The organism is Eikenella corrodens (assembly GCF_900187105.1).
Taxonomy (GTDB): Bacteria; Pseudomonadota; Gammaproteobacteria; order Burkholderiales; family Neisseriaceae; genus Eikenella; species Eikenella corrodens.
Genome location: NZ_LT906482.1, coordinates 902,155 through 927,311, shown reverse-complemented (window position 1 = coordinate 927,311; position 25,157 = coordinate 902,155). Strand labels below are relative to the sequence as shown.

23 protein-coding genes and 1 pseudogene are annotated in these 25,157 nt (G+C 55.2%); 6 read left to right on the top strand and 18 right to left on the bottom strand.

Annotated features, from left to right (window positions below):
• Positions 1-5 precede the first annotated feature (5 nt).
• On the top strand, positions 6-416 hold the full coding sequence (locus CKV94_RS04650) for a hypothetical protein (RefSeq protein WP_003824106.1): 411 nt from the start codon (positions 6-8) through the stop codon (positions 414-416).
• 166 nt (positions 417-582) lie between these two features.
• Here the strand turns inward: CKV94_RS04650 and pyrE are convergent, their stop codons facing one another.
• The 4 genes from pyrE to CKV94_RS04630 form a co-directional block, all read right to left on the bottom strand.
• Positions 583-1,227: an orotate phosphoribosyltransferase gene (gene pyrE / locus CKV94_RS04645; protein ID WP_035580780.1), complete on the bottom strand. Its 645-nt coding sequence runs from the start codon at positions 1,225-1,227 to the stop codon at positions 583-585.
• Between the two features lie 219 nt (positions 1,228-1,446).
• Positions 1,447-3,357: an acyltransferase family protein gene (locus tag CKV94_RS04640; protein WP_003824103.1), complete on the bottom strand. Its 1,911-nt coding sequence runs from the start codon at positions 3,355-3,357 to the stop codon at positions 1,447-1,449.
• A 126-nt stretch (positions 3,358-3,483) separates the two neighbouring features.
• A complete protein-coding gene (gene typA / locus CKV94_RS04635; protein WP_003824101.1) occupies positions 3,484-5,295 on the bottom strand; it encodes a translational GTPase TypA in 1,812 nt (603 codons plus the stop codon).
• A 174-nt stretch (positions 5,296-5,469) separates the two neighbouring features.
• A complete protein-coding gene (locus tag CKV94_RS04630) occupies positions 5,470-5,865 on the bottom strand; it encodes a hypothetical protein (protein ID WP_035573809.1) in 396 nt (131 codons plus the stop codon).
• A gap of 275 nt (positions 5,866-6,140) precedes the next feature.
• On the opposite strand from CKV94_RS04630, the gene CKV94_RS04625 reads away from it, so the two are divergent.
• Positions 6,141-6,794, top strand: a complete 654-nt coding sequence (locus CKV94_RS04625; RefSeq protein ID WP_064086049.1) for an IS1595 family transposase — start codon at positions 6,141-6,143, stop codon at positions 6,792-6,794.
• Between the two features lie 44 nt (positions 6,795-6,838).
• On the opposite strand, the gene ispG is transcribed toward CKV94_RS04625, so the two are convergent.
• The 7 genes from ispG to pssA form a co-directional block, all read right to left on the bottom strand.
• Positions 6,839-8,116 (bottom strand): flavodoxin-dependent (E)-4-hydroxy-3-methylbut-2-enyl-diphosphate synthase, encoded by a 1,278-nt coding sequence (ispG, locus tag CKV94_RS04620; RefSeq protein ID WP_003823682.1) that lies wholly within the window; start codon positions 8,114-8,116, stop codon positions 6,839-6,841.
• 9 nt (positions 8,117-8,125) lie between these two features.
• A complete protein-coding gene (locus CKV94_RS04615; RefSeq protein ID WP_003823681.1) occupies positions 8,126-9,016 on the bottom strand; it encodes a helix-turn-helix domain-containing protein in 891 nt (296 codons plus the stop codon).
• Positions 9,013-9,786, bottom strand: a complete 774-nt coding sequence (gene pilW / locus CKV94_RS04610) for a type IV pilus biogenesis/stability protein PilW (RefSeq protein WP_003823680.1) — start codon at positions 9,784-9,786, stop codon at positions 9,013-9,015. Before pilW ends, CKV94_RS04615 begins: the two co-directional genes overlap by 4 nt.
• 5 nt (positions 9,787-9,791) lie before the next feature.
• Entirely contained in the window at positions 9,792-10,883 is a 1,092-nt protein-coding gene (gene rlmN, locus CKV94_RS04605) for a 23S rRNA (adenine(2503)-C(2))-methyltransferase RlmN (RefSeq protein WP_003823679.1), read from the bottom strand.
• Between the two features lie 126 nt (positions 10,884-11,009).
• A complete protein-coding gene (gene ndk / locus CKV94_RS04600) occupies positions 11,010-11,435 on the bottom strand; it encodes a nucleoside-diphosphate kinase (protein WP_003823678.1) in 426 nt (141 codons plus the stop codon).
• 207 nt (positions 11,436-11,642) lie between these two features.
• Complete coding sequence (locus CKV94_RS04595; protein WP_003823676.1) at positions 11,643-12,455, bottom strand: sulfite exporter TauE/SafE family protein; 813 nt, start codon at positions 12,453-12,455, stop codon at positions 11,643-11,645.
• Between the two features lie 211 nt (positions 12,456-12,666).
• Entirely contained in the window at positions 12,667-13,455 is a 789-nt protein-coding gene (gene pssA, locus CKV94_RS04590; RefSeq protein ID WP_003823673.1) for a CDP-diacylglycerol--serine O-phosphatidyltransferase, read from the bottom strand.
• A 242-nt stretch (positions 13,456-13,697) separates the two neighbouring features.
• Between pssA and lpdA the strand changes: the two genes are divergently transcribed.
• Positions 13,698-15,500: a dihydrolipoyl dehydrogenase gene (gene lpdA, locus CKV94_RS04585; RefSeq protein ID WP_003823670.1), complete on the top strand. Its 1,803-nt coding sequence runs from the start codon at positions 13,698-13,700 to the stop codon at positions 15,498-15,500.
• A gap of 145 nt (positions 15,501-15,645) precedes the next feature.
• Here lpdA and CKV94_RS04580 read toward each other — a convergent pair whose 3' ends face one another.
• The 4 genes from CKV94_RS04580 to CKV94_RS04565 form a co-directional block, all read right to left on the bottom strand.
• Complete coding sequence (locus CKV94_RS04580; protein WP_223417333.1) at positions 15,646-16,788, bottom strand: PilT/PilU family type 4a pilus ATPase; 1,143 nt, start codon at positions 16,786-16,788, stop codon at positions 15,646-15,648.
• 125 nt (positions 16,789-16,913) lie between these two features.
• Entirely contained in the window at positions 16,914-17,357 is a 444-nt protein-coding gene (locus CKV94_RS04575) for a universal stress protein (RefSeq protein WP_003823668.1), read from the bottom strand.
• A 260-nt stretch (positions 17,358-17,617) separates the two neighbouring features.
• Positions 17,618-18,388, bottom strand: a complete 771-nt coding sequence (gene mtgA, locus CKV94_RS04570) for a monofunctional biosynthetic peptidoglycan transglycosylase (protein ID WP_003823666.1) — start codon at positions 18,386-18,388, stop codon at positions 17,618-17,620.
• Between the two features lie 182 nt (positions 18,389-18,570).
• Positions 18,571-19,515, bottom strand: a complete 945-nt coding sequence (locus CKV94_RS04565) for a LysR substrate-binding domain-containing protein (protein ID WP_003823664.1) — start codon at positions 19,513-19,515, stop codon at positions 18,571-18,573.
• 443 nt (positions 19,516-19,958) lie between these two features.
• On the opposite strand from CKV94_RS04565, the gene CKV94_RS04555 reads away from it, so the two are divergent.
• The 3 genes from CKV94_RS04555 to secB all read left to right on the top strand — a co-directional run bounded on the left by CKV94_RS04555 (position 19,959) and on the right by secB (position 22,880).
• Complete coding sequence (locus tag CKV94_RS04555) at positions 19,959-20,651, top strand: OmpA family protein (RefSeq protein WP_003823661.1); 693 nt, start codon at positions 19,959-19,961, stop codon at positions 20,649-20,651.
• Between the two features lie 186 nt (positions 20,652-20,837).
• On the top strand, positions 20,838-22,265 hold the full coding sequence (dacB, locus tag CKV94_RS04550; protein WP_003823660.1) for a D-alanyl-D-alanine carboxypeptidase/D-alanyl-D-alanine endopeptidase: 1,428 nt from the start codon (positions 20,838-20,840) through the stop codon (positions 22,263-22,265).
• 153 nt (positions 22,266-22,418) lie between these two features.
• Positions 22,419-22,880 carry a protein-export chaperone SecB gene (gene secB, locus CKV94_RS04545; protein WP_003823659.1) on the top strand — a complete coding sequence of 154 codons (462 nt, stop codon included), beginning with the start codon at positions 22,419-22,421 and terminating at the stop codon, positions 22,878-22,880.
• Between the two features lie 92 nt (positions 22,881-22,972).
• On the opposite strand, the gene CKV94_RS04540 is transcribed toward secB, so the two are convergent.
• From CKV94_RS04540 to CKV94_RS11470, 3 genes and pseudogenes are all read right to left on the bottom strand, one after another.
• Positions 22,973-23,419: an acyl-CoA thioesterase gene (locus tag CKV94_RS04540; RefSeq protein ID WP_003823658.1), complete on the bottom strand. Its 447-nt coding sequence runs from the start codon at positions 23,417-23,419 to the stop codon at positions 22,973-22,975.
• Positions 23,412-24,554 carry an LpxL/LpxP family acyltransferase gene (locus CKV94_RS04535; protein WP_035580909.1) on the bottom strand — a complete coding sequence of 381 codons (1,143 nt, stop codon included), beginning with the start codon at positions 24,552-24,554 and terminating at the stop codon, positions 23,412-23,414. Before CKV94_RS04535 ends, CKV94_RS04540 begins: the two co-directional genes overlap by 8 nt.
• 108 nt (positions 24,555-24,662) lie before the next feature.
• Positions 24,663-25,076: pseudogene (locus CKV94_RS11470) on the bottom strand (glycosyltransferase family 2 protein); the annotation flags it as partial.
• Positions 25,077-25,157 lie beyond the last annotated feature (81 nt).

The window sequence follows — 25,157 nt, the reverse complement described above, 5'->3', positions numbered from 1 at the left end:
TATTCATGGATTTAAAGGAACTGCAAGGCGTTTCCAATGACCGTTTCAACGAAACCCACGAGTTTCACCCTAAGCACCCGACAACTGGGGCGGAACTGGGTTTTACCATCACTATCCGCAGTATGCGTTCTGACGAAATGCTGCGCCTGATGAACCGGCTATCCCGTGAAGCACAGTTGAAGGCAACTAAAGAACAGCGCACCGGCAAGGCTGAGGTAGAAACAATGGAGCAGGCGATTGCCCGCGATATTGAGACTACCTGCGTGCTGACGGTATCGTTCGACGGCCTGAAAGACGACGGTAAAGAAGTGGGCAGCGATGCTGAAGCCATTAAATCCGTGCTGTCGCAATATACCTGGCTGCGTAAGCAGATCATGGACGAAGCGGCAGAAGAGCAAAATTTTTTCAAGGCGTAATTGCCGAGGCGGAGAGGCAGGCGCGGCGTTATTTCAAGCTGCACAAACCCATCAAAGACCGGGAGCAATCCAAATGGGATGCGCTGGAGCAGATTTACCAGCAAACAGGTATCCGCAAGCCTGATTTGGACAAACCCACATTCCCAATTTCAGGTAGCCTTTATTCTTAAGCCGCCACCCCGTAGCGGTCGCGGTAGGCCTGCACCGGCTCGAGGTGTTGCCGGAACTGCGCATCGTCTTGCAAGAGCGCGAGCAAATCGGCCAGGCTGGCAATCGGCACCACCGGCAGCCCGTATTGCTGGCGTACCTCTTGCACCGCCGATTGGTTGCCCGTGCCTTTTTCCATGCGGTCGAGCGCAATTGCCACCCCGGCTGGCGTAGCGCCTGCCTGCTCAATCAGGCGCACCGATTCGCGCACCGAAGTACCGGCGGAAATCACATCATCGATAATCAACACCCGTCCGGCCAGCGGCGCGCCCACCAACGTACCGCCTTCGCCGTGGTCTTTGGCTTCCTTGCGGTTGTAGGCAAAAGGCACATTTCGCCCCGCTTCGGCCAGCATCATCGCCGTGGCCGAAGCCAGCACGATACCTTTATAAGCCGGGCCGAACAGCATATCGAACTCCACCCTGCTCTCGAGAATCGAACGCGCATAAAACCGCGCCAACGCAAGGGTGGAGGCGCCGTCGTTAAACAGCCCGGCGTTGAAAAAATAGGGCGAAAGCCGCCCGGCTTTGGTAACAAACTCGCCAAAGCGCAACACATCCTGCTCCAGCGCAAAGCGCAGAAAATCCTGCCGAAAATCGCTCATGATGCCTTCCCTGAAATCAAGAATTGGAAACGGCGGCATTATAGCCGATTCTGCGGCACTCTTCGGCTGATATGAAAAAGACTACCTGAAAACCGGCGGGCGGATTTCAGGTAGCCTTTAATTGCTAACACCACATAAAGAACACAACGGATTCAGGTGGGTACTACCAAACCAGCCATTACAATATTAAGACTTGCTTGGGTAACCCACGTTGCAGGTTCAATCAGTTGTTTGTGTAGGCTGCAGAAGATGTTGATTGGAATTAATGAACCAATCGGCAATATGGTTTGCCCCATAAGGGGTTAAATGGTTGTCATCATGATATATCGGGATGCCATTAACTATAAAACCTTCAGGAATACCTTCGGTTAGGTCAATCCAATGGATGGCTGGATACCGTTGGATGAGCGCATGTATTTTTGAATTGGCTTGTTCTGTATCCAGCTGTTTTTGGGTACTGGTAGTGGTTCCTAATGAAGAAACGTGAATTCCTTTTTGTTGGAAAAAGTAAAGTCTCCACATAGAAAGCCCCGTATTAGGATTGTCCCGCAGTACATAAATGGTTTTTCCTTTGGAAATCAGATATTGTAATGTCTGCTCAAATGCATGCATGAAATCGTCCGATTTGGCATATAGCGACCACCGATTAGATAAGATAACAACCTGATATTGATCCAAAGTATCATTAGCGATTTGTCTCATTTTTCTGCAACTGTTCCTCCGGCTTTCTCCTATCTCTGATGGCATTAAATCACTTTGGTGCAAATAGACACAACCTCCCACACTCAAAATATTAATAGACCAATCTTCATGCTTTCCTAGTTTGTCAAAGAAGGCTTGGTAATGCTCAGTATGTGAATCACCTACCGCCAAATATCGCACAGGTTGGGCTGTGCTGCCGCGTGTACAGTGGACCAGTTCATTCTCAATTTTGCAGAGTGTGCGATCAAGTTGGACGCCATATTCCAAGATAGTTGTTCTTTGCTGCTCCTGCTGTACTTTTATGTAATCTGAAAAACGATGACGTCCATGCTGCGCCCCAACCCCCAGCATGAAATAAACCGCCATCACGCCGGCAAACGCCTTGCCGGACAGTTTTTTGCTGTGCCGGATCGGATTCTCAATCAATCGGTACGATACCCACGAAGCCACTACCACGCCGGGCATAGACACCAATATCACATTCAACGGCAATACGCTGTCCATATATACATAGCGCAGTAGCGCCAGCACCGGCCAGTGCCATAGATACAACGGATAGGAAATCAGGCCGATGGCCACCATCGGCTTCCAAGCAAGCAGCTGGTTGAAACGGCTGCCGTTGCCGGCGGCAATTAGCCAAGCGGCAGCACTGCATACGGCCAAGCGTTCGATATAGCCTTTGCCGGGCAGGAAGCCGTCGGGCAAACACAAACAAACCAACATGACAATAGTGGCCAACCACGCAATTGGATTTAAGCTTTTACCCGGGGTTTTATAGCGATCCGGCACCACGGCGGCCAGCGAACCGATGAGTAATTCGTATGCGCGCACTTGTGGCAGGTAGTAGGCATCTGCCTTATAGGGCGCCAAGCCGGAGAGCAGGCTGGCGGCAATCATGGCGATAACGGCGTGTACGGTGTATTTGGGCAGATATTTGTGCACTAGCCACATCAAGAGCGGGAAAACAAAATAGAACTGCTCTTCCAGGGAAAGCGACCAGATGTGCAGCAGCGGTTTTTCGGCGGAGTCAATATCGAAATAACCGCCGCTTTTGGCGAAAAACAGATTGGCACCGAAAAACAGTGAGGAGCGCAGTGAACGCAGATAGTTGAGAAAATCATCCGGCATCAGCAGCCATGCGCCCACGGCAGTACAGGTGATGAGCATAAATAGAAAGGCGGGCAGGATGCGCTTAGCACGCCGCTGGTAGAAATTGAGCAGGGAAAAGCGTTGCCCGATCAGTTCTTTGTGGATGATGGTGGTAATCAGATAGCCAGAGATAACAAAGAATATATCCACGCCGAGAAAGCCGCCGGGGAGCAGCTTGGCATGAATATGAAACAGGATAACGGCAATCACGGCCACAGCGCGCAGGCCGTCGATATCAGCTCGGTAGGAAAGGCTGCTGTGAGAGGTGGGGAGGCTCATGTTGGTGGATATGGCTAAAAGGTTGGGTTGGAATAAAGGCTACCTGAAAGATGGCGAAGATGTTCAACTTTGCTTTCAGGTAGCCTGTTACCGGATTCTAAGCGGCCTGAGGCTTTTCAGGTAGCCTTAGTCCAATTTTTTAAAGTGGCGGCGGCGTTCCAGTTCGCTCAGGTAGCGTTTGCGCAGGCGGATGGATTGGGGGGTGATTTCCACCAGTTCGTCATCGTCGATAAATTCCACCGCGCTTTCCAGTGTGAGCTTAATCGGCGTGGTGAGGCGCACGGCTTCGTCGGTGCCGCTGGCGCGTACGTTGGTGAGCTTTTTGCCTTTGAGCGGGTTCACCACCAAGTCGTTGTCGCGGCTGTGGATGCCGATGATCATGCCTTCGTAGATTTTGTCGTTGGGCGATACGAACATGCGGCCGCGCTCTTCCAGATTCCACAGGGCATAAGCCACGGCTTCGCCTTGCTCTTGAGAAATCAGCACGCCGTTGCGGCGGCCGGGCATATCGGGCTTCACGGGGGCGTAGTCGTCGAACACGTGGCTCATCAGGCCGACACCGCGGGTGAGGGTCATGAATTCGCCTTGGAAGCCGATGAGGCCGCGGGCGGGAATGTGGTATTCGAGGCGGGTGCGGCCGTTGCCGTCGCTTTCCATGTTGGTGAGTTCGCCGCGGCGGCGGCCGAGTTCTTCCATGACGGCGCCTTGGTTTTCATCGGGTACGTCCACGGTGAGGTTTTCATACGGCTCGCATTTTTGGCCGTCGATGTCGCGGTACACCACGCGCGGTTTGCCCACGGCCAGTTCGTAGCCTTCGCGGCGCATGTTTTCCAGCAAAATGGTGAGGTGCAGCTCGCCACGACCGGACACGCGGAATATGTCGGCATCGGCGGTGTCTTCCACGCGCAGGGCGACGTTAGTGAGCAGTTCGCGTTGCAGGCGGTCGCGGATTTGGCGGCTGGTAACGAATTTGCCCTCAGTGCCGGCCAGCGGGCTGGTGTTGACCATGAAGTCCATGGTAAGGGTGGGCTCGTCCACGCTCAGCATCGGCACGCCGATGGGGTTGTCTTTGTCGCAAATGGTTACGCCGATGCCGATTTCGTCGATACCGGAAATCAGCACGATGTCGCCGGCTTCGGCCTCCTGCAGCGGCACGCGTTCCAGTCCGCTGAAACCGAGCAGCTGGTTGATGCGGCCTTGGGCGATTTGTTTGTCGTGGTTCATCACGGCCACGGTTTGGCCGGGGCGGATTTTGCCGTTGAGGATACGGCCGATGCCGAGGCGGCCGGTGTAGTTGTCATAGTCGAGCTGGGAGATTTGCAGCTGCAGCGGCGCATCGGCGCTACCTGAAGGCGCGGGGGTGTATTTGAGAATGGTGTCGAACAGCGGGCGCATATCGCTGCTCTCGTCTTCTTCGTTCAGCTTGGCGAAGCCGGAAAGGCCGGAAGCATAGACGATGGGGAAATCGAGCTGCTCTTCGCTGGCGCCGAGGTTGTCGAACAAATCAAAGGTTTGGTCGATCACCCAGCTGGCACGGGCGGTGGGCTTATCGATTTTGTTAATCACCACGATGGGTTTCAAGCCCAACGCAAGGGCTTTTTTGGTCACGAAGCGGGTTTGCGGCATCGGGCCTTCTTGTGCGTCCACCAACAGCAGCACGCAATCCACCATGCCGAGCACGCGTTCTACTTCGCCACCGAAGTCGGCGTGGCCGGGGGTGTCGACGATGTTGATGTGGTAGCCTTCGTATTCGATGGCGGTGTTTTTGGCCAGGATGGTGATGCCGCGTTCTTTTTCGATGTCGTTGCTGTCCATCACGCGCTCGTCCACGTGCTGGTTGGCGCGGAAGGTGCCGGATTGGCGCAGGAGTTGGTCTACGAGTGTGGTTTTGCCATGATCGACGTGGGCGATGATGGCGATGTTGCGGATGTTTTTCATGTTAGTTTGTGGCCGCAGCGGGTGCGGAAAATAATTTTGGAAACCGCGCATTATAGCAGTTATACTGCCTGCACCGCAAAGCAGATCAGGTGGGCTGGTGTTTTTCAGGTAGCCTTTGCGGTGTGAAAAAGGCTACCTGAAATTCAGGTAGCCTGTATGGGCTTGGGTTGTGGCTTAGTCGACAAACTGCCGCAACATACTTACTGCCAAGTGGCTGAACTGGCGGTATTTGTCGGTTTTTTCGATTTTATCCTTATCGAGCCCGATTTCGATGATGACGCCGGCTTTGTTGCCGTAGAGCACGGTGTTTTCAATTTCGTAGGCGCTGTGGGTTTTGCCTTTGCTATCGGGCGTGGGCACGATGAAGGCCTGCAGCATTTCTCCGCTGGCCAGGTTTTGCAGGATCAGGCTTTTCTTCACGTTTTCGGCCACATCGCCGCTCACGTATTGGAAGGGGTTGGTGGCCACATCGGTTACGCCGCGATAGGTGTAGATGTAAACCTTGTGTTCGAGTTTGAAATTGTTGATTAGATAGAGTTTGAGCAAAAGCTGACGGAGGTCGGCGGCCATGATGTTTCCCTTTGTGTGCCCGCTATAGCTGCGGTTGATGGGCATTATAGCCAATCTGCGGATATTAAAGCGATAGCCGCAGCATATTTTTAGTGAATTGAAATAAGGATGCTGCTATGTTGGCTTGCCTTGCCATACTACTTCTACAGTGTTTCAGGTAGCCTGCAATGTTTGTAGCCGTAAAGAGGCTACCTGAAAACAAAAAACCTTTGCCAGTGAAGCAAAGGTTTTATTTTGGGGCTGTACTAGATTAGCAGATATGTTACCCTCGAAATATGAAGATAACACACTGCAAATTAAGGAAGAAAGTACAGAAAGAACTGCTCCGCTTTTTTGTACTCGAAGTTACCGCCCGTTCTGCCGCCGATATTTTGGGTATCCATCCCAATTCGGCAGCCCTGTTCTACCGCAAAATCCGTATGGTCATCAGCCATCATTTGGCCTTGGCTGCCGATGAGGTTTTCGATGGCTCTGTCGAATTGGACGAAAGCTATTTCGGCGGACGGCGTAAAGGCAGACGTGGTCGCGGTGCGGCAGGAAAAGTGGTTGTCTTTGGCATTCTGAAACGCAACGGACGGGTCTATACCGTTGTGGTGGATAATGCCAAGTCCGATACTTTGATGCCTGTTATCAAACAGAAAATCATGCCGGACAGTATTGTTTATACCGATAGTCTGAGCAGTTACGACAAGTTGGACGTGAGCGGTTTTATCCATTACCGCATCAACCATTCCAAGGAATTTGCAGACCGCCAGAACCACATCAACGGCATTGAGAACTTTTGGAATCAGGCAAAACGCGTCTTACGCAAGTACAACGGAATCGATCGCAAATCTTTCCCGCTGTTCTTGAAAGAATGCGAATTTCGATTTAACTTCGGCACACCATCCCGGCAGCTTAAAATCTTGCGGGAGTGGTGTGGAATTTAGGGCTAATCTAGTACAGCCCCTTTATTTTTTGTATGCCAATCCGGCTAAGCTTGGCGGATGGGAATGATTTTGGCGGCTTGGCTGAGGCGTTTTTTGCCGCCTTCGCCATAGTTTTCGGCCACGTAGTTTTCCACAATTTGCAAAAACTCGGCAGCCATATTGTCGCCTTTGAGCGTTACTGCGCGCTCGCCGTCCACATACACGGGGGCAACCGGGGTTTCACCGGTACCGGGCAGGCTGATGCCGATATCGGCCAGTTTGCTTTCGCCGGGGCCGTTGACCACGCAACCCATCACGGCTACGTTCAGGCTTTCCACGCCGGGATATTTGTGTTTCCACACCGGCATCTGCATCCGCAGGTGCAGCTGGATATCGCGCGCCAGCTCTTGGAATACGGTGCTGGTGGTGCGGCCGCAGCCGGGGCAGGCGGTAACCATCGGTGTGAAGGAGCGCAATCCCATAGTTTGCAGGATTTCCTGCGCCACAATCACTTCCTGTGTGCGCGAACTGCCTGGCTCGGGAGTGAGCGAAATACGGATGGTGTCGCCGATGCCTTCTTGCAGCAATACAGACAGCGCGGCGGTAGAAGCCACAATGCCTTTGCTGCCCATGCCGGCTTCGGTAAGCCCCAGATGCAGCGGATAGGCGCAGCGGCTGCCCAAATCGCGGTATACCTGAATCAAATCCTGTACGGCGCTGACTTTGCACGACAGGATGATTTTATTTTCAGGTAGCCCCAAATCCACGGCTTTTTGTGCGGATTCCAACGCAGAGAGCACCAATGCTTCCTTCATCACGGCTTCGGGCGGCAGCGGCTCTGGTCGGTTGCGGTTGACATCCATCAGGCGTTTGGCCAGGCTTTGGTCGAGGCTGCCCCAATTCACGCCGATGCGTACGGCTTTGCCGTTTTCGGCTGCGGTGCGGATGAGAAAGGCGAATTTTTCATCGCCTTTCGTGCCTTTGCCCACGTTGCCGGGATTGATGCGGTATTTGGCCAAGGCCTTGCCGCATTCGGGAAACTCGGCCAAGAGGCGTTCGCCGTTGAAGTGGAAATCGCCGATGAGCGGGGTGGGGCAGCCCATGTCGTCGAGCCGGCTGCGGATTTCGGCCACTTTGGCAGCAGCCTGCGGGTTGTTGACAGTAATCCGCACCATTTCCGAGCCGGCTTCGCTAAGCTCTTTCACCTGCAAAGCGGTGGCTTCGGCATCAGCAGTGTCGGTGTTGGTCATCGATTGCACCACCACCGGCGAGCCGGAGCCGACGGTGATGTGTTCGATTTCTACCTGATGCGTGCGCCGGCGGGAAGGAAGGGTTGTGTTCATAAACGGTTGTTATTGTTGTGCGGCATCGTCTGAGCCGCCGGCAGTGAAGGCGGCGGTTTTTTGGTCGACCATGTGCTCGGCCACATTGATGCCGCGGCCGCTGTAGCTGGCCAGGCTGTTTTTGGCAAAGCCGATGCGTACGCGGTAGGGGCCGTTGCCGGAGAAGCGGTGTTCGCTGCCCGCAGGCACGATTTTGCTTACCAGCATTTGACCGTCTTTATCGGTTACGGTGAGGAAGGAACGGAAGCGCAGTTTGAGCACCAATTCGCCCTGAGCCGATTGGATGCCTGCAGCAGCCGGTGTAGACGCCGGGTTTTCCACCGGCTGCGGCTGGCTACCTGAAACCGCGGGCAGGGAGGCGGCAGGTGCGGAGGCTTCTTGCAGCGGCAACACCTGCACATTGCTGCTGTCTAAGTTGGGCGGCAGGATTTGGTTTTCCGGAATGCTGGTTTGGGCATTTTGTTTTTGATGTTCGGTGTTGGACTTCATTTGCCACAACACCACCACGCCCACAATCGCGGCAGCGGCGGCCACGCCGAAAATCCAGCGCGGGAAGGGCTTTTTAATCGGAGCGTTGTGGTAGGTCATCTTCACATTGCCATCTTCTTTGGCCAAGGGGCTTTGGAATTGGCTGGGGGCAACTATCTGCTCCAAATAGCTGTTTAATACGGCTTCGTCCAAATTCAGGTAGCGTCCGTAGCTGCGCAGAAAGCCGCGCACAAACACGGGCTCGGGCAATTTGCTGAAATCGGCGTTTTCCAACGCCTCCACCTGGCGGGCGGGCAGCTTGAGGTGTTCCGACACATCACCAAGCGACAGTTGTTGCTGTTCGCGGTTTTGGCGCAACAATTTGCCCAGTTCTTCAGCGGCAGCCAGTTGGGGGGGTGAGATCTCGGTCATTGGGGTCTTCCTGTGGTAATTTCTTGAAGTTCGGGCGAATACGGATAGTTGGTGCGCAGCTGCGCTTCGTATTCATAGGCAGCCTGGGTTTGGCCGCGGGTGCGGGCAATTTTCCAGCCCAACAGTAGGTCGTCGGCACTGAGGCGGTCTACCTTGCTTTGATATTGACGGAACTGGCGGTCGGCTTCGCCTAGGTTGCCTTCCATCATGCGTACGCGCGCCATTTCTTTCTGCGCGGGCGCAAAGCTAGGATCGGCAGCCTGGGAGCGTTCCAGATAGGCCATAGCCAGGTTGTATTGCCCCAAGCGGGCGCTACAGATGCCTTTGTTCATGTAGGCCACCTGCGGGCTGGGGTAGGTGGGATCGGCCAAGGCGCGGTCGAAATAGGCCAGGGCCTGGTTTGCACGGCCGCCGGAATTGCATAAGAACCAACCGTAGTTGTTGTTGATTTCTGCGCTGTCGGGTTTGATAGCCAAGGCGCGTTGGAAACTCTCTTCTGCTTTGTCCGGTACTTTCAAATATTGATAAATCTCGGCGCGTACCAGCCAAGCATTTTCGTTGCGCGGCTGAGCTTGCAGAGCTTCTTCAATTGCAGACACGGCAGCACGGTAGTCATGCGAATTCATGTATTCGATGGCCAGCTGGGTTTTGATGGCGGCAATTTCTTCCGGCCGGTTGCGTACTTCTTTGTTGCCGGTGTGGATGGTGATGCCGCCGCAGCCGGCGAGCAAAGCGAGCGTCGTCAGGGAGGCAATTAAACTTTTTTTCATGATAATCAACCTTTCACAACTTGTAATTGCAGCCATTTTTGTTGGCGGCGGGTTTTGTCTTGTACCTGTCCGGCCAGCTGGCCGCAGGCTGCATCGATGTCGTCACCGCGCGTTTTGCGCACGGTAACCACCAAGCCTGCCTGATATAAGATATCGCGGAATACACGAATATTCTCATCGCTGGAGCGGTTGTAGCCGGAATTGGGGAAGGGGTTAAACGGAATCAGATTGAATTTGCAGGGAACGTCTTTAACCAATTCCAACAGCTCGCGGGCGTGTTCGGGCTTGTCGTTTACGCCGTCGAGCATAACATATTCGAAGGTAACGAAGTCGCGCGGGGCTTTAACCAGATAACGCTGGCAGGCAGCCATCAGCTCCTTGAGCGGATATTTTTTGTTTAGCGGCACGATTTCGTTGCGGATGGCGTCGTTTGGGGCGTGCAGAGATACAGCCAGGGCCACCGGCATGTCTTCTTTGAGCCTGTCCATCTGCGGCACCATGCCGGAGGTGGACACGGTAACGCGGCGGCGGCTGAGGGCGTAGCCGTGGTCGTCCAGCATAATGGAGAGCGCGGTCACCACATTATCGTAGTTGGCCAGCGGCTCACCCATGCCCATCATCACCACGTTGGAAATCACGCGTTCGTCTTTAGGGGTGGCGCCCAATGCTTTGTTGGCCCACCATAATTGGCCGATGATTTCGGCGGTGGAGAGGTTGCGGTTGAAGCCTTGGCGGCCGGTGGAGCAGAAAGTGCATTCCAGCGCACAGCCCACCTGCGAGGAAATGCATAGCGTACCGCGGTCGGTTTCGGGGATGAACACGGTTTCCACGCCGTTGCCGGTGCCCACATCCAACAGCCATTTACGCGTACCGTCGCGGCTTTCCTGCGCAGCCATCAGCGCGGGCACGCCCACTTGCGCACTTTCGTTAAGCTTGGCGCGTAGCGATTTGGCCAGGTCGGTCATTTCATCGAAATCGCCGGCTGCGCCTTGGTGCATCCAGCGCATCACTTGGCGGGCGCGGAAGGGTTTTTCCCCCATTTGGGCGAAATGGGCGGTGAGGCCGGCGAGGTCGTAGTTGAGCAGGTTGGTTTTCATATGAGCACCGCAAATCGGCTGGTTGTGTTCTTAGGTTTTATGGTTTGTATATAAAGGCTTAAAGGCTACCTGAAAACTGCGTTTCAACACGTTTGAAACTTTCAGGTAGCCTGCAGCTTGGCTGGTTTAACGCGGGCAGATTTCCTGCTCGCCGAAGAAATAGGCCACTTCGATGGCGGCATTGACCAAACTGTCGGAACCGTGTACGGCATTTGCATCGATAGAGGAAGCAAAATCGGCGCGGATGGTGCCGGGGGCGGCTTCTTTTGGATTGGTGGCACCCATCAGCTCGCGGTTTTTAGCCACTGCGTTTTCGCCTTCCAACACCTGCACCATCACCGGGCCGCTGGTCATGAATTTCATCAGCTCGGCAAAAAACGGGCGCTCTTTGTGCACGGCGTAGAAGCCCTCGGCTTCCTCCCGGGAGAGGTGCTTCATTTTGGCAGCCACGATTTTCAAGCCGTTGCTTTCAAAACGGCTGTAGATTTTGCCGATAACATTTTTGGCCACGGCATCGGGCTTGATGATGGAAAGGGTGCGTTCAACGGCCATTTGGTTCTCCAATCTAATTCACTATCAATATATTGGCCGCTACGGATTTTTATCCCGCCCAAAGGCGTGCGGCTGGCGGACGGCATTTTAGCAAGTTTTCCGCGCGATTGCTTGTTCGGATACGGATTTTTGCATTTATCGGTTTTGGCTTGGTATATACGGTTTGAAGGCTACCTGAAAACTTAGGCAGAATGATGGCGTCTATCCCTATGCTCCGTGCAGCAATTTCCACAGCATCTGGCTGCCAATTACCACCATCAACACTCCAAATGCCCGCTTCAAACCGGCTGGTGGCAAGCGGTGTGCCGCTTTTACGCCCAAGGGCGCGAACAGTACCGTGCACGCCCCCAGCACCACAATGCACGGTACATACCAAAAGCCCACAGCACCCGCAGGCAGCCCCGGCACATTCCAGCCGGAAAATAGATAGCCCAGCGCCCCAGACACCGCTATCGGCCAGGCCAGCACGCTGGAAGTGGCTACTGCCTGATGCACCGGCACACGGCAATACATCATAAACGGCACCGACAACGATCCGCCGCCGATACCCACCCAGCTGGACAGCAGCCCGAACAGCCCGCCAATTCCCGCCTGCATCCGCCCGCTGGGCAGCGTGGCCGCCGGTTTGGGATTGAGCTGAAACAGGTTTTTCGCTGCCACCGAATAGCAAAATACGATAAACAACACCTGCAGGCCAAAAGTGGGAATCCGGTTCGACACCAGCGAACCCAACAGGCTGCCCGCCACCAGCCCGGGTGCCATGCGCCGCACGAATTCCCAGCGCACCGCCCCCTTTTTCTGCTGCGCCCACGCGCTGGAAAAGGTGGTGAATACCATCACTGCCATCGATGTGCCCACCGCCAAATGCTGGCCGTGCTCACCCGTGATGCCCTGCCTGCCCAACGACCACAGCACAATCGGCACGGTAACCGCCCCGCCGCCGATGCCCAGCAGCCCGGCCAAAAATCCTGCTATCGCGCCCACTGCTGCCAGCGGCAGCAATACTTCCATGCTCCACATTGCTTTGCCTCCACTCCAGCCAATCAACTTAAGCCGCCGCTATGGCGTTCTCACCTTGTATCGGAAATTCATTTGCTTGGCTATATAAAGCCGCTGCCGGAAAGCAAATCGGCAGCGGCGTTTCGTTTTTGACATTTCAGGTAGCCTTTAGCCGTTCAGACCAATTTGGCTTGGTACTTGCCTACCTATAAATTCAGGTTGTTACCACTTTTCAGGTAGCCTCTGTTTCTTTTTCTGCTTCCTGTTGTTCTTTCTGCTTGCGGTCACGCTGCCAAAACCACATCACATAGCCCGACAAGCTATAGGCCAAAAACAGCAGGAACAACACCAACGAAGGTTCCCAAGTAATCACCAAAAAGCCGATCACGGCCAAGAGCAGTCCGAAAAACGGCACCTTGCGCCGCACGTTGATTTCTTTAAAGCTCCAAAACCGCACCTGCGCCACCATGGAAAGCCCGGCAAACAGCGTGATGATCAAGCACCACCAACGCGCCAGCGGCAGGCCACCCAGGTTGTGATCCATCCACACCAGCCCGATTACCAAAGCGGCTGCCGTCGGGCTCGGGATGCCGATAAACCAGCGTTTGTCCACCTTGCCGATTAAGGTGTTGAACAAAGCCAGGCGCAAAGCTGCGCAGGCGCAATAGATAAAGGCCACCGAATAGCCGATGCGCCCGAACTCGAAAAGCTGCCACTTATAGGCAATCAGCGCCGGTGCCACGCCGAAGCTCACCATGTCGGCCAGGCTGTCGAGTTGTTCGCCAAACGCGCTTTGGCTGTTGGTCCAGCGCGCCACGCGGCCGTCCATGCCGTCAAGCAGCATTGACACAAATACCGCTACCGCCGCCGTCTCGTAGTGGCCGTGCATAGATTGAGTAATGGCGAAAAATGCGCAAAACAAGGCCGTCAGCGTAAACGAATTGGGCAGCAGGTAGATGCTGTTTTGGCGGAAGGCTTCAAGGCGGCTGGCGGGCTGTTCGGGGGGGAGTGGCTGGGTCATTTGAGGCTACCTGAAAACTTGATAATGTAGGAGCCTAATTATATACCTATCCCGGCATCGCTGCGCCTGCAGCAGCAAAACCTGTGTTGATAAAGCTGCGGGGAAGGCAAAGAAGTGCGTTATAATCCGCCCCGTCGAGCAATTAATCGGGCTGAATGCCGAAAACTTGGCCGCATCGCAGCATTCCATTTTTCAGGTAGCCCTTTGTTAATTAATCTAATACTCAAGAAAGGCACAACACAATGAGCTTAATCGAATTGAAAGTACCCGACATCGGCGGGCACGAAAATGTAGACATAATCGCCGTGGAAATCAAAGCAGGCGATACCATCGCTATCGACGACACCCTGATTACGCTGGAAACCGACAAAGCCACCATGGACGTGCCGGCCGAAGCCGCAGGCGTGGTGAAAGAAGTGAAAGTGAAAGTGGGCGACAAAATCTCCGAAGGCGGCGTGATTGCCGTGATCGAAGCCGCCGGTGCGGCTGCCGCTGCCGAAGCACCGAAAGCTGCCGCCGCTGCGGCGCCGGAAGCCGCCAAAGCCGCTGCGCCCGCACCGCAAGCGGCACAGTTTGCCGGTTCTGCCGATGCCGAATACGACGTGGTGGTATTGGGCGGCGGCCCGGGCGGCTATTCCGCTGCCTTTGCCGCAGCCGACGAAGGCCTGAAAACCGCCATCATCGAGCAATACAGCACCTTGGGCGGCGTGTGTCTGAACGTGGGCTGCATCCCGTCTAAAGCGCTGCTGCACAATGCTGCCATGATTGATGAAGTGAAACACTTGGTGAAAAACGGCATCAAATTCGGCGAACCCGAAATCAATGTGGACGAGTTACGCGGCTACAAAGAAAAAGTGATCGCCAAACTTACCGGCGGCCTGGCAGGTATGGCCAAAGCCCGCAAAGTGGACATCATCCAAGGTAACGGCCAATTCGTGGGTGCGAACCACATCGAAGTATCGCTCACCGAATCCGCCCAATACGAGCAAGCCAAAGAAACCGGCGCGAAAAAAACCGTTGCCTTCAAAAACTGTATCATCGCCGTCGGCAGCCGCGTGGTGAAACTGCCCTTCATCCCTGAAGACCCACGCATTGTGGACAGCACCGGCGCGCTGGAACTGCGCCAAAACGGCGGCAAACTGCCAGAAAAAATGCTGGTCATCGGCGGCGGCATCATCGGTCTGGAAATGGGCACCGTGTACAGCACGCTGGGCGCACGCTTGGACGTAGTAGAAATGATGGACGGCCTGATGCAGGGCGCCGACCGCGACTTGGTGAAAGTGTGGGAGAAAATGAACGCCCACCGCTTCGACAACATCATGACCAACACCAAAACCGTGGCCGTGGAAGCCAAAAAAGACGGCATCTATGTGACCTTTGAAGGTGAAAAAGCGCCGAAAGAGCCGCAACGCTACGACTTGGTGCTGGTGGCTGCCGGCCGCGCACCGAACGGCAAACTCTGCTCTGCTGAAAAAGCCGGCGTGGCCGTTACCGACCGCGGCTTCATCGAAGTGGACAAACAAATGCGCACCAACGTGCCGCACATCTACGCCATCGGTGACGTCATTGGCCAACCCATGCTGGCGCACAAAGCCGTGCACGAAGGCCATGTGGCAGCCGAAAACTGTGCCGGCCACAAAGCCTACTTCGACGCACGCGTGATTCCGGGCGTGGCCTATACCGACCCCGAAGTGGCTTGGGTGGGCGTTACCGAAGAAATCGCCAAACGCGATGGCATCAAAATCACCAAAGCCGTATTCCCGTGGGCCGCATCCGGCCGCGCCATCGCTAACGGCCGCGACGAAGGCTTCACCAAGCTGATTTTCGATGCCGAAAGCGGCTTGATTATCGGCGGCAGCATCGTCGGCACCCACGCCGGTGACATGATCGGCGAAATCTGCTTGGCCATCGAAATGGGCTGCGATGCAACCGACATCGGCAAAACCATCCATCCACACCCGACCTTGGGCGAAAGCATCGGCATGGCAGCGGAAGTGGCCAACGGCACTTGCACCGACTTGCCGCCGCAGCGTAAGAAGAAATAAGCGTTTGGCAGCTTAAACGCTGAATAGGAAAGGCTACCTGAAAAGTTTCAGGTAGCCTTTTTCATATGTTGGGTAGTTGCTAACTACGTTGCTAAGGCACCGGTCTATTTCGCCAAAGCTACGCTTTCAGGTAGCCTTTTCCGCCTTAGGCTTCGTCAGCTTCATCCATGCCGACGATGGCTAGGCTGTCGATGCCGGATTTTTCGTTGTTGCGGCCGCGTTTGCTGTTGAGCTGGATGTTGAGGCGCAAATCATTCACCGAGTCGGCGTTTTTCAGGGCGTCTTCGTAGGCAATGTGGCCGGCTTCGTAGAGGTCGAACAGGGATTGGTCGAAGGTTTGCATGCCTAAGTCGCGGGAGCGGGCCATGATTTCTTTCACGCCGTGGATGTCGCCATTCAAAATCAGCTCGGCAATCAGCGGGGAGTTGAGCAGCACTTCCACGGCGGCCACGCGGCCTTTGCCGTCGGGCTTGGGCACGAGGCGCTGGGAAATGAAGCCTTTGAGGTTGAGCGAGAGGTCATTCAACAGCTGGGTACGGCGCTCTTCGGGGAAGAAGTTGATGATGCGGTCGAGCGCTTGGTTGGAGTTGTTGGCGTGTAGGGTGGCCATGCAGAGGTGGCCGGTTTCGGCGAAGGCCAGGGCGTAGTCCATGGTTTCGCGGTCGCGGATTTCGCCGATGAGGATCACGTCGGGGGCTTGGCGCAGGGTGTTTTTGAGGGCGGCAAACCAGTTTTCGGTGTCCACGCCCACTTCGCGCTGGGTGATGATGCAGTTTTTGTGCGGGTGCACGAATTCGATCGGGTCTTCGATGGTGATGATGTGGCCGTGGCTGTTTTCGTTACGGTAGTCGATCATGGCAGCCAGGGAAGTGGATTTGCCGGAGCCGGTACCGCCCACGAAAATCACGAGGCCGCGTTTTTCCATCACCACTTGTTTCAAAATCGGCGGCAGGTTCATGTTGTCGAACTTGGGAATCTGGCTGGTGATCACACGGCACACGAGGGCGGCGGCACCGCGCTGAACCATGGCGTTGATGCGGAAGCGGGACACGCCGGCCAGGCTGATGGCGAAGTTGCATTCTTTGGTGTTATCGAATTCTTCGGCCTGTTTGTCGTCCATCAGGGCGCGGGCGATGAGGGCGGTGTGGTCGGCGGTGAGCGGTTTGTCGGTAATCGGGGTGAGCTTGCCGTCGAGCTTCATGGCCGGGGGGAAGCCGGTGGTGATGAACAGATCGGAGCCTTTGCTCTGCACCAGGTGGTTGAGCAGGCCATGGATGAATTTTTTCATCTCTTCGTTGTAAGCGGGGATTGCCATAGGACGTTTTCCATTTGGGTTAAGGTTGTGGAGTATTAGATGACGTTTTCAGGTAGCCTTTCTGCACGGGCAGGAGGCTACCTGAAAACATATTGAAGCTAGGCTTCGCTGTCCGGACGGCGGAACAGCAGCACGGGCATGGGGGCTTGGCGCAGCACGCCTTCGGCCACGGAGCCCATCAATAGGTGCAGCAGGCCGGAGAAGCCATGGGTGCCCATGGCGATGAGGTCGCACTCTTGGCGCACGGCCTCTTTAATCAGCACGTCAGAAATACGCATGCCGTCGTTTTCCAGGGTGGAGACTTCATATTTCACGCCGGCCTGTTTCATCACGGCTTCGGCATGGTCGGCCACCTGCATTTCGGCCGCATACAGCTCTTCGGAATTAGGCAGGCGGCTGGCTTCGCGCTTGAGGTCGGTTAAATCCACTACGTGCACGGCCACCAATACGGCATCGGTTGCTTTGGCCAGCCGGCAGGTTTGCTCCAGGGCGTAGAGAGAGGTTTTGCTGTCGTCTATCGGAACGAAAATCCGTTGATACATTTTGCCACTCCTTTTAGTTGCTGGCAGCCGGGCAGGATTGCCGCCGCCAATTCTTTGCAGACCGAATCACTTTACCTGCGATGGGATTGTAAAGCAAATTGCATCACTTTACAGCGACTGCTCTATTTACCAAGGCAGGCTACCTGAAAACTGTGGCAGCTTGGCACGGCAACATCCCAACAAGCTGTACTACACAGCTTAAAGGCTACCTGAAAAACGGAATGGGTTTTTCAGGTAGCCTTTAATTGACAGATACCAAACTACTCTTCGTCCGGCGGCAAATCGGCGCTACCCATGCGGCGCAGGATGATGCGGGTTTTATTGCGCAGGCGGCGGTCGTTGCGGTGTTGCTGGAAGTATTTGGGGTTGGGCAGCATGGCAATGAGGGAAGCGGCTTCACCGGCGCGCAGGCGGGATGCCGGCTTGTGGTAATAATGTTGGGCGGCGGCTTCGATGCCGTAGATGCCTTCGCCGAATTCGGCCACGTTCAGATACACGGTGAGGATGCGCTCTTTGCTCCACATGCTTTCCATCATCACGGTAATCACGGCTTCTTCGGCTTTGCGCACGTAAGAGCGTTCGGCAAACAGAAACAGGTTTTTAGCCAGCTGCTGGCTGATGGTAGAGCCGCCGGCGCGGATGGTGCCGCTGCGCTGGTTGCGGCGCATGGCGTGTTCGATGCCGTTCCAGTCGAAACCGTCGTGGTTGCTGAATTGCGCGTCTTCGCTGGCGATGGCCGCCTGTTTCACCACGCGGGCGATTTGGCTGTCGTCCACCCAGGTTTGCTGCACGCGGGAGAAAGTGGAGAGGTTGTGGCGCAGCATAAAGGCGCTGGTGTGCACGGGCTGGCCTTTCCAATAGGCCAAGAGCAGGAAAACTAGCAGGTGGAAGCCCAGTAGGAGGAGGACGATGCTCCACACCAAGCGCTTAACCCAGCGGCGCAGCAAGCCGGGGCGTTTTTTGGCGGGTGGTGCAGCAGGTATGGGCTGGGGGATGGGGCTGGAAACGAGTTCGGTGGGCTGGGTATCCATCGGCAAATCGATAGTGACAAGACGGGGCGATTATAAAGGAATCCGGTTTTAATTTTGGTGAAGCTTATGTTTTGGCTTTGCCAAGACATCGGTTCAGGTAGCCTTTCAACATGGCCGACAGGCTACCTGAAAACATCAGCTCCAACCTGGCTTGTGTAAGGCTAAAGTGAAATAGCCAACCGTTAAATCGAGAAGTCTTCGCGGATGGGTTCGTATAGCGCCTGCTCGATGTGTTTGCGGGTGAGGCCGGGCAGGTAGAGCTGCATGAAATCGTAGGCATAGTTGCGCAGGTAGGCATCCTGCCGCACCACGATATAGGTGAATGATGGCTTAAACAAATGGTCGGCCGGCAGGCAAACCAAATCGGCATCGCGCTGCGGGTCGTAGGCAGCATCGGCTAGCAGCCCCACGCCCAAACCGGCACGCACATAGGTTTTAATCACGCCTGCATTCATACTGGAAAGCACCACCTGCGGTAAAGCCAGCTCGCTACCGGAAAAGGCCTGCTGCAAAGCCGTATCCTGCCCGGCCTCGGTGTAGCCGATGAGCGGCATGGACGATAAGTCTGCCAGGCTGATGCGGTTTTTATCCGCCAATTTGTGCCCCTGCGGCACCAGCACGCAGCGGTTCCAAGCCCGCGCGCTGATGTGGCGCAGCTCGGAATGGCGTGCATCCGCTTCCGAATTGATGGCGAAATCAGCCAAACCTTCGGCCACCATTCTATCTACAGCCGAAGGCTCGGCCGGCACTAGCGACAAGCCCACTTTCGGATACTGTCGGAAAAATTCGGCCACCACAGGCGGCAGCACATGCCGCGCCTGCGTGTAGGTGGTGGCAATGGTTAAGTGGCCGCTGTCCTGTTCGGCAAATTCGGTGCCGATGTTGCGAATGCTCTGTACATCGCGGAAGATGCGCTCGGCAATTTCCAGCACAGCCTGCCCCGGCGGGGTAACCGCCACAATACGTTTACCGTGCCGTACAAACAGCTGCACACCCAGCTCGTCTTCCAACAGCTTTATCTGCTTGGAAATGCCCGGTTGGGACGTAAACAAAATTTCCGCTGCCTCTGAAATATTCAGATTGCAGCGGTAAACCTCCAAAAAATAGCGCAGCTGTTGCAGTTTCATGATGCATCCAAGTGATATTTGTCGGATTTATGCGACAGGCCAACCGCCAAAGTGCCGTCGAAATCACCGGTTTCGCCTGAAACCAGAGAGGGCTGGATGGTATCATAGCCCGCCATCGTTATTTTGCCGCATGCCGGTAATTTGCGGCAGGAGTTGTTGTTTTTTAGCAACTTATAGGGAAATATCCCTTTCTTTTGCCATTATCCTGCTGACAGTTAGGGTAATTTTGGGCATGATTGGGCACGTAGGAAACGGAGGTGCCCGTGCAGCGGGTAACCAATTCCTTATTGACAGTTCGGGCACGGTTTTTTATAGTGGTACCCCGAATATATTTGGATTACCGCAGTATTTGGGCGGTCCGTATATGGTGATTTTTGTGAAGGCCGGCATGCTGCAAAGCTTGCCAAGTCTGCGCATAACAAACTTTTTGATGAGGGAATAACATGACCAAACAGCTTAAATTAGGCGCTTTGTTCTTGGCCTTGGTTGCTTCCGGTGCCGCCATGGCGGACAGCAGCTTCAACAATGAAAAATACGGCTATACCATCAGCCAGCAGTCTCGCGAAGTGGTTCGCTCTAACTATGAGCCTAAAGGTGCTCACGAATGCTGGGAAAACAGCTTCTTGAACGCTGAAGTAGATCGCTTGGGCTTGGTAGAGTGTGGTGACCGTCAGGCAGAAGCTCCTGCTCCTGCTGAACCGCAAGTACGCGAAGAGCTGGTATCTCTGTCATCCAACTTCCTGTTTGGTTTTGACAAATTCAATCTGCGTCCTGAAGCTCGCACCACTTTGGATGAGCTGGCTCAGCGCCTGAGCGGCAGCAACGTACAATCTGTGCGTGTTGAAGGTAACACTGACTTCATGGGTAGCGATGCCTACAACCAACGCCTGTCTGAACGTCGTGCTAACACTGTTAGCGAGTACCTGGTTGGCCGTGGCGTACCGGCTGAGAAAATCTCTGCCGTTGGCTTGGGCGAATCTCAAGCTAAGATGACTGAACAGTGTCAGCAAGAAGTTCGCAACTTGGGTCGTCGCGTTTCTGCCGCTCGCAAACGTAGCGCTCTGATTGCATGTATCGAGCCGGATCGTCGCGTAGACGTTCGTATCCGTACTCTGGTTGAACAGCCTGCTCAGTAATCGCTAACTGATTAGCGTTCAATACTGAAAAACCGGACTTTATACAAAGTCCGGTTTTTTCGTGCGTACTATTTGTAGCTAGAGGCAACATAAAGAAATAGCTGCTTGCACTACATCTCCCATTGCCTATATAGGTGCGATGGCGCAAAATTCGCCTGCTGGAAAATATTTTATTAAAAAAATCTTATGCTGGAAAAACTTCTACTTCTCTGCCAAAACTGCTCTCGCCTGCTATTAACATTCGCGCTCTTCTTCTATTTTCAGGTAGCCTTTGCTATCGATTTCGGCCGTATTCAGCCGGATGAGGCTGCGGTTTATGTGCAAGACCTCGACAGCGGTGAAGTGTTGCTTGCGCATCGAGCCGATGTTTCTATGAATCCCGCCTCCACCATGAAATTGGTAACCACCTTCGCCGCCTTGCGTGGATTAGGTGGTGATTACCGCTGGCAAACCCAGTGGCGCAGCAGCGGTACCGTGGCTAATGGTGCACTGCAAGGCGATTTATATTGGGTGGGTAGCGGTGATCCTGCCTTCGACCAGCCCGATCTACTGGATATGCAGCAACAGCTGGTCCGGCAGGGCATTGTGTCATTAAACGGTAAAGTGGTGTTGGATCGGCGTGTTTGGGGCGGTCTTGCCAGCGCAGAAGGTTTTGAAAACGATGCAGACGAAAGCTTTGTGGTGCCGCCAGACCCCCACATGATTGCCTACAAAGCCCTTTGGATTACTGCCGCCCGCAATGAGACTGGGCAGCCTGCTTTTTTGCTCAACCCGCCACTCTACGGCATCCAAACCGACCTCAGCCAACTTACCGAGACCGATGGCCGCTGTGGCAAACTTTCCAATCATGTTTCCGCCAAATTTGAAAACGGTATGCTGGTGTTCCGCGGCCGCCTGCCGGCTGCATGTATGGGCGAGAAAATGTTCATCAATTTGTTCGATGCTCCACGCTTTGCCGAAGAAAGTTTTCGCGGCTATTGGCTTGCACAGGGCTTGGGCGGCCTCTATGGCTTTGGTCGGGGGGCTGCCCCCAGCAACAGCCGCATCTTGGCCACGCACTTTTCCAAATCTTTAGGCGAAGTGCTGACCGATATGAACAAACATTCCAACAATCTGATTGCGCGCAGCGTTTTTCTCACGCTTGGCCACCAAGCAAACGGACCACACAGCGTACAAAATGCCGAGGCCGCTGTGCGGCGGCAGCTGGTGTCGGCCGGATTGGATGACGAAGCGCTGGTATTGGAAAACGGCTCCGGCCTTTCCCGTCGTGAACGGCTTACTGCCCGTTTTCTCGGCAGCATGCTGTTTCAGGCCTACCGCTCCCCCTTCCGCGATACCTTCATTCACACCCTGCCGATTGCCGGTACCGACGGTACCCTGCGTGGCCGCTTCCGTCAGCTAGGCCGCTCGCTGCGTATGAAAACAGGTACGCTGCGCGACGTGCGTGCGTTGGCCGGCTACTGGTTGCCGCCCAATGGACGTAGGCTGGCCGTGGTGGTGATTATTAACAGCCACCGTTCCGGCGGCTATCTGCCCGATATGGATGCCATGGTGCGCCGGATTGTGCATGATGCCGATAGATTGGATAACGTTCAAACCGTACCCGCCCAATAATCGGCAAATGCAACGGGAAATTTGCCGAATACCTTATCCCACAAGGAAAAGCTGGCAAAGTGGAGCATTTTCAGGTAGCCTAATGCGGTTTATAGCGGATCAATCCGCCATATCTCCATTTTGACTTTTTCACCCCCTTCTCAGGAGTAAACCATGAGCGAACAAGAACAACAGCAACCGATTTTCAACGTAGAAAGACTGTATGTAAAAGATTTGTCTTTGGAAGTGCCGCACGCACCGGAAGTATTCCTCAGCCAGGATGCTCCGAACGTGGAAATCCAGGTACACACCGATTCTAAAAAACTGGAAGAAGAACACCACGAAGTAACCGTTACCGTAACCGTTACCGCCAAGTTGCCTGATGGCAAAGTATTGTTCCTGAACGAAGTGGCGCAGAGCGGTATTTTCCGTTTGGCAAACATTCCGGAGCAAGATGTGAAAGTATTGCTCGGCATTGCCTGCCCGAACATCCTCTACCCCTATGCCCGCGAAGCTGTGTCTTCCTGCATCACCCGCGCCGGTTTCCCGCCCGTGGTATTGATGCCGATCAACTTCGAAGCCATGTACGAACAGCAACAAGCCGCTGCCAACGCTCCGGCTGCCGGCAACGCTTAATCGGCTATTGGCAAACAAAACAGGCGATGACAGAAGGTCATCGCCTGTTTTCTATAGCAGAAACCATTATTCCAATAGCCTTTCGGGTAGCCTCAATCCTTGGCCAAGGGCGCAAACCCTTCAAATTGCCGCACGGCATTTTGCCAGCTTGCGGGGGTTTGGAATTGCATTTCGCCGTTGTCGATGCGTTGGACGACTTGGGTGGTGTGGGCCTGGGTGAGTTTGATGCCGCTTTCTGCGTCGCGCAGGGTGTAGTCGATGCGCAGGCAGCTTTCGTATTCGGTGACGGCCATCTCCACGCGGATTTTCTGGCCGAAGCGGGCGGGGCGAATGTATTTGAGGTCGAGCTTTACCACTGGCCAGGCGTGGCCGTGTTTGAGCATGACGGTGTAGTTGTAGCCGATGGCATCGAGCAGGGCGCAACGGGCGATTTCGAGGTATTTGACATAGTGGCCGTGCCAGACGATCTGCATCACGTCTACGTCGAAAAAGGGGACTTCGATTTCGGTGTGGTGGCGGCAGTAGATATGTTTAGCCATGTGGGGTGTTGCTCCAGAAGTCGTAGAAGTTGAACCATTGCAGCGGTGCGCGCGCGGCGTGGGCGGCCAAAACGTCGGCGTATTGCTGCGCCATGTTTTCAATCATTTGTTTGCGTGTGGCGGCTGTCCAGCTTGGGGCCGTCTGAAAACGCTTCAGGCATAAATGATAACGGCCTTGCTCTTTTAACACGAAGACGGTGTTGGTGGGTGCGCGTAAGAGGCCGGCGAGCAGCCAGGGGCCTTGCGGCAGATGGGCGGTGTAGCCGAGGAATTGCACGGGCACGGTTTTGTTGCCGCGCACGGGGGTGCGGTCGGCGGCAATGGCGAGCCACTCTCCGGCATCGAGTTTTTGCGAGAGTTGGAGCATTTTTGCCGCGTCGAGGTCGGCTACCTGAATCAGCTGCAAATCGCTGGCGCCGGCGGCTTTGAGGGCGCGGTTAAAATCTTCGGCGTGGGTGTTGTGCACGAGCACGTTGAGTTTGAAGCCTTGATGGTGGGAGACGAGGGCGCGGCACACCTCGATGTTGCCCAGATGCGAGCAGATAAGGATTTGGCCGCGTGTATTGTGGTTGTCCACATCGGCATATAGGTTGTCGGGGTCTTCCACTACGAGGTCGGGCACGGTGATTTTATGCTGCCACACGGCGAAGCGGTCGGCCACGGCTTGGCCGAAGGCCGCAAACTGGCGGTATACGGGAAAACGCACGGGTAGCGGTGCGGCGGGAAAACTGCTTTTCAGGTAGCCCTGATATTGGCGCACGCTGCGGCGTTGGGCGGCGGAGGTGAGGTAGAAATAGGCGGCAACAAGGGCGGCAATGCCGTGCACCGGCCACAGGGGCAGGTAGCGCACCAGCCATTCGGTAATTTTGAGGAAGAGACGGTGGCCGCGTTCGCGCTGTGCCGACCAATGCGCCTGTTCGGTTGGTGCCGTTTGAGGCCGTTTGAACAGGCGGCCGATGCGGCGGGCAACCATGCCGCAAAACAGGCGGGCGTGCATTTTGCTGATGAGCAGGTTGTCGCGGCGCAGGTTGAAGTGCGAGATGCCGCCCTCTGCGTAGCGCACGGGCGTGTTGAGCCAAACGAGGGGTACGCCCGCCCAATGCAGTCGGATGAGGATTTCGTTGTCGAAATCCATGCGCTCGCCGATGACGGCACCGCCGTATTGGATGGGCAGGACAGCATCCAGCGGATAAACGCGGAAGCCGCACATGCCGTCTTTGATGTCGAACGACCAAGTGTGCAGCACGTTCCAAAAATCGGTGATTTTGCGGCCGTAGAGCCGCGATTTGGGCACGTCGCCGCCGTACACCGGCCGCCCGCATACCACGGCTTGCGGCTGCGACTGTGCGGTTTCGATAAAGCGCGGGATGTCGGCAAAGCTGTGCTGCGCGTCGGCATCAATCTGCAAAATGTGGCTGAAACCTTGCTCCGCCGCCAATTTGAAACCCCATTTCATCGCACTGCCTTTACCGCCGTTCACCGGGCGGAAGGCTACTTGAACGCCTTCTTCACGCAAGGCCTCCAAACCGGCGCGGCAGTCTTCGCCCGAGCCGTCGTCCACCACCAAAACGGGCAGGCCGCAATCTCGCAGGGCGGAAACCACCTGCGGCAGCGTGTCGAGATGTCGGTAGTGGGGGATGACGGCGAGGAGTTTCATGATGGGGCGGGAAACGGTGGGAAAACGGGATTTTAACAAAAGGGGGAAAAGGCTACCTGAAAATCGGATGGGATTGTTTTC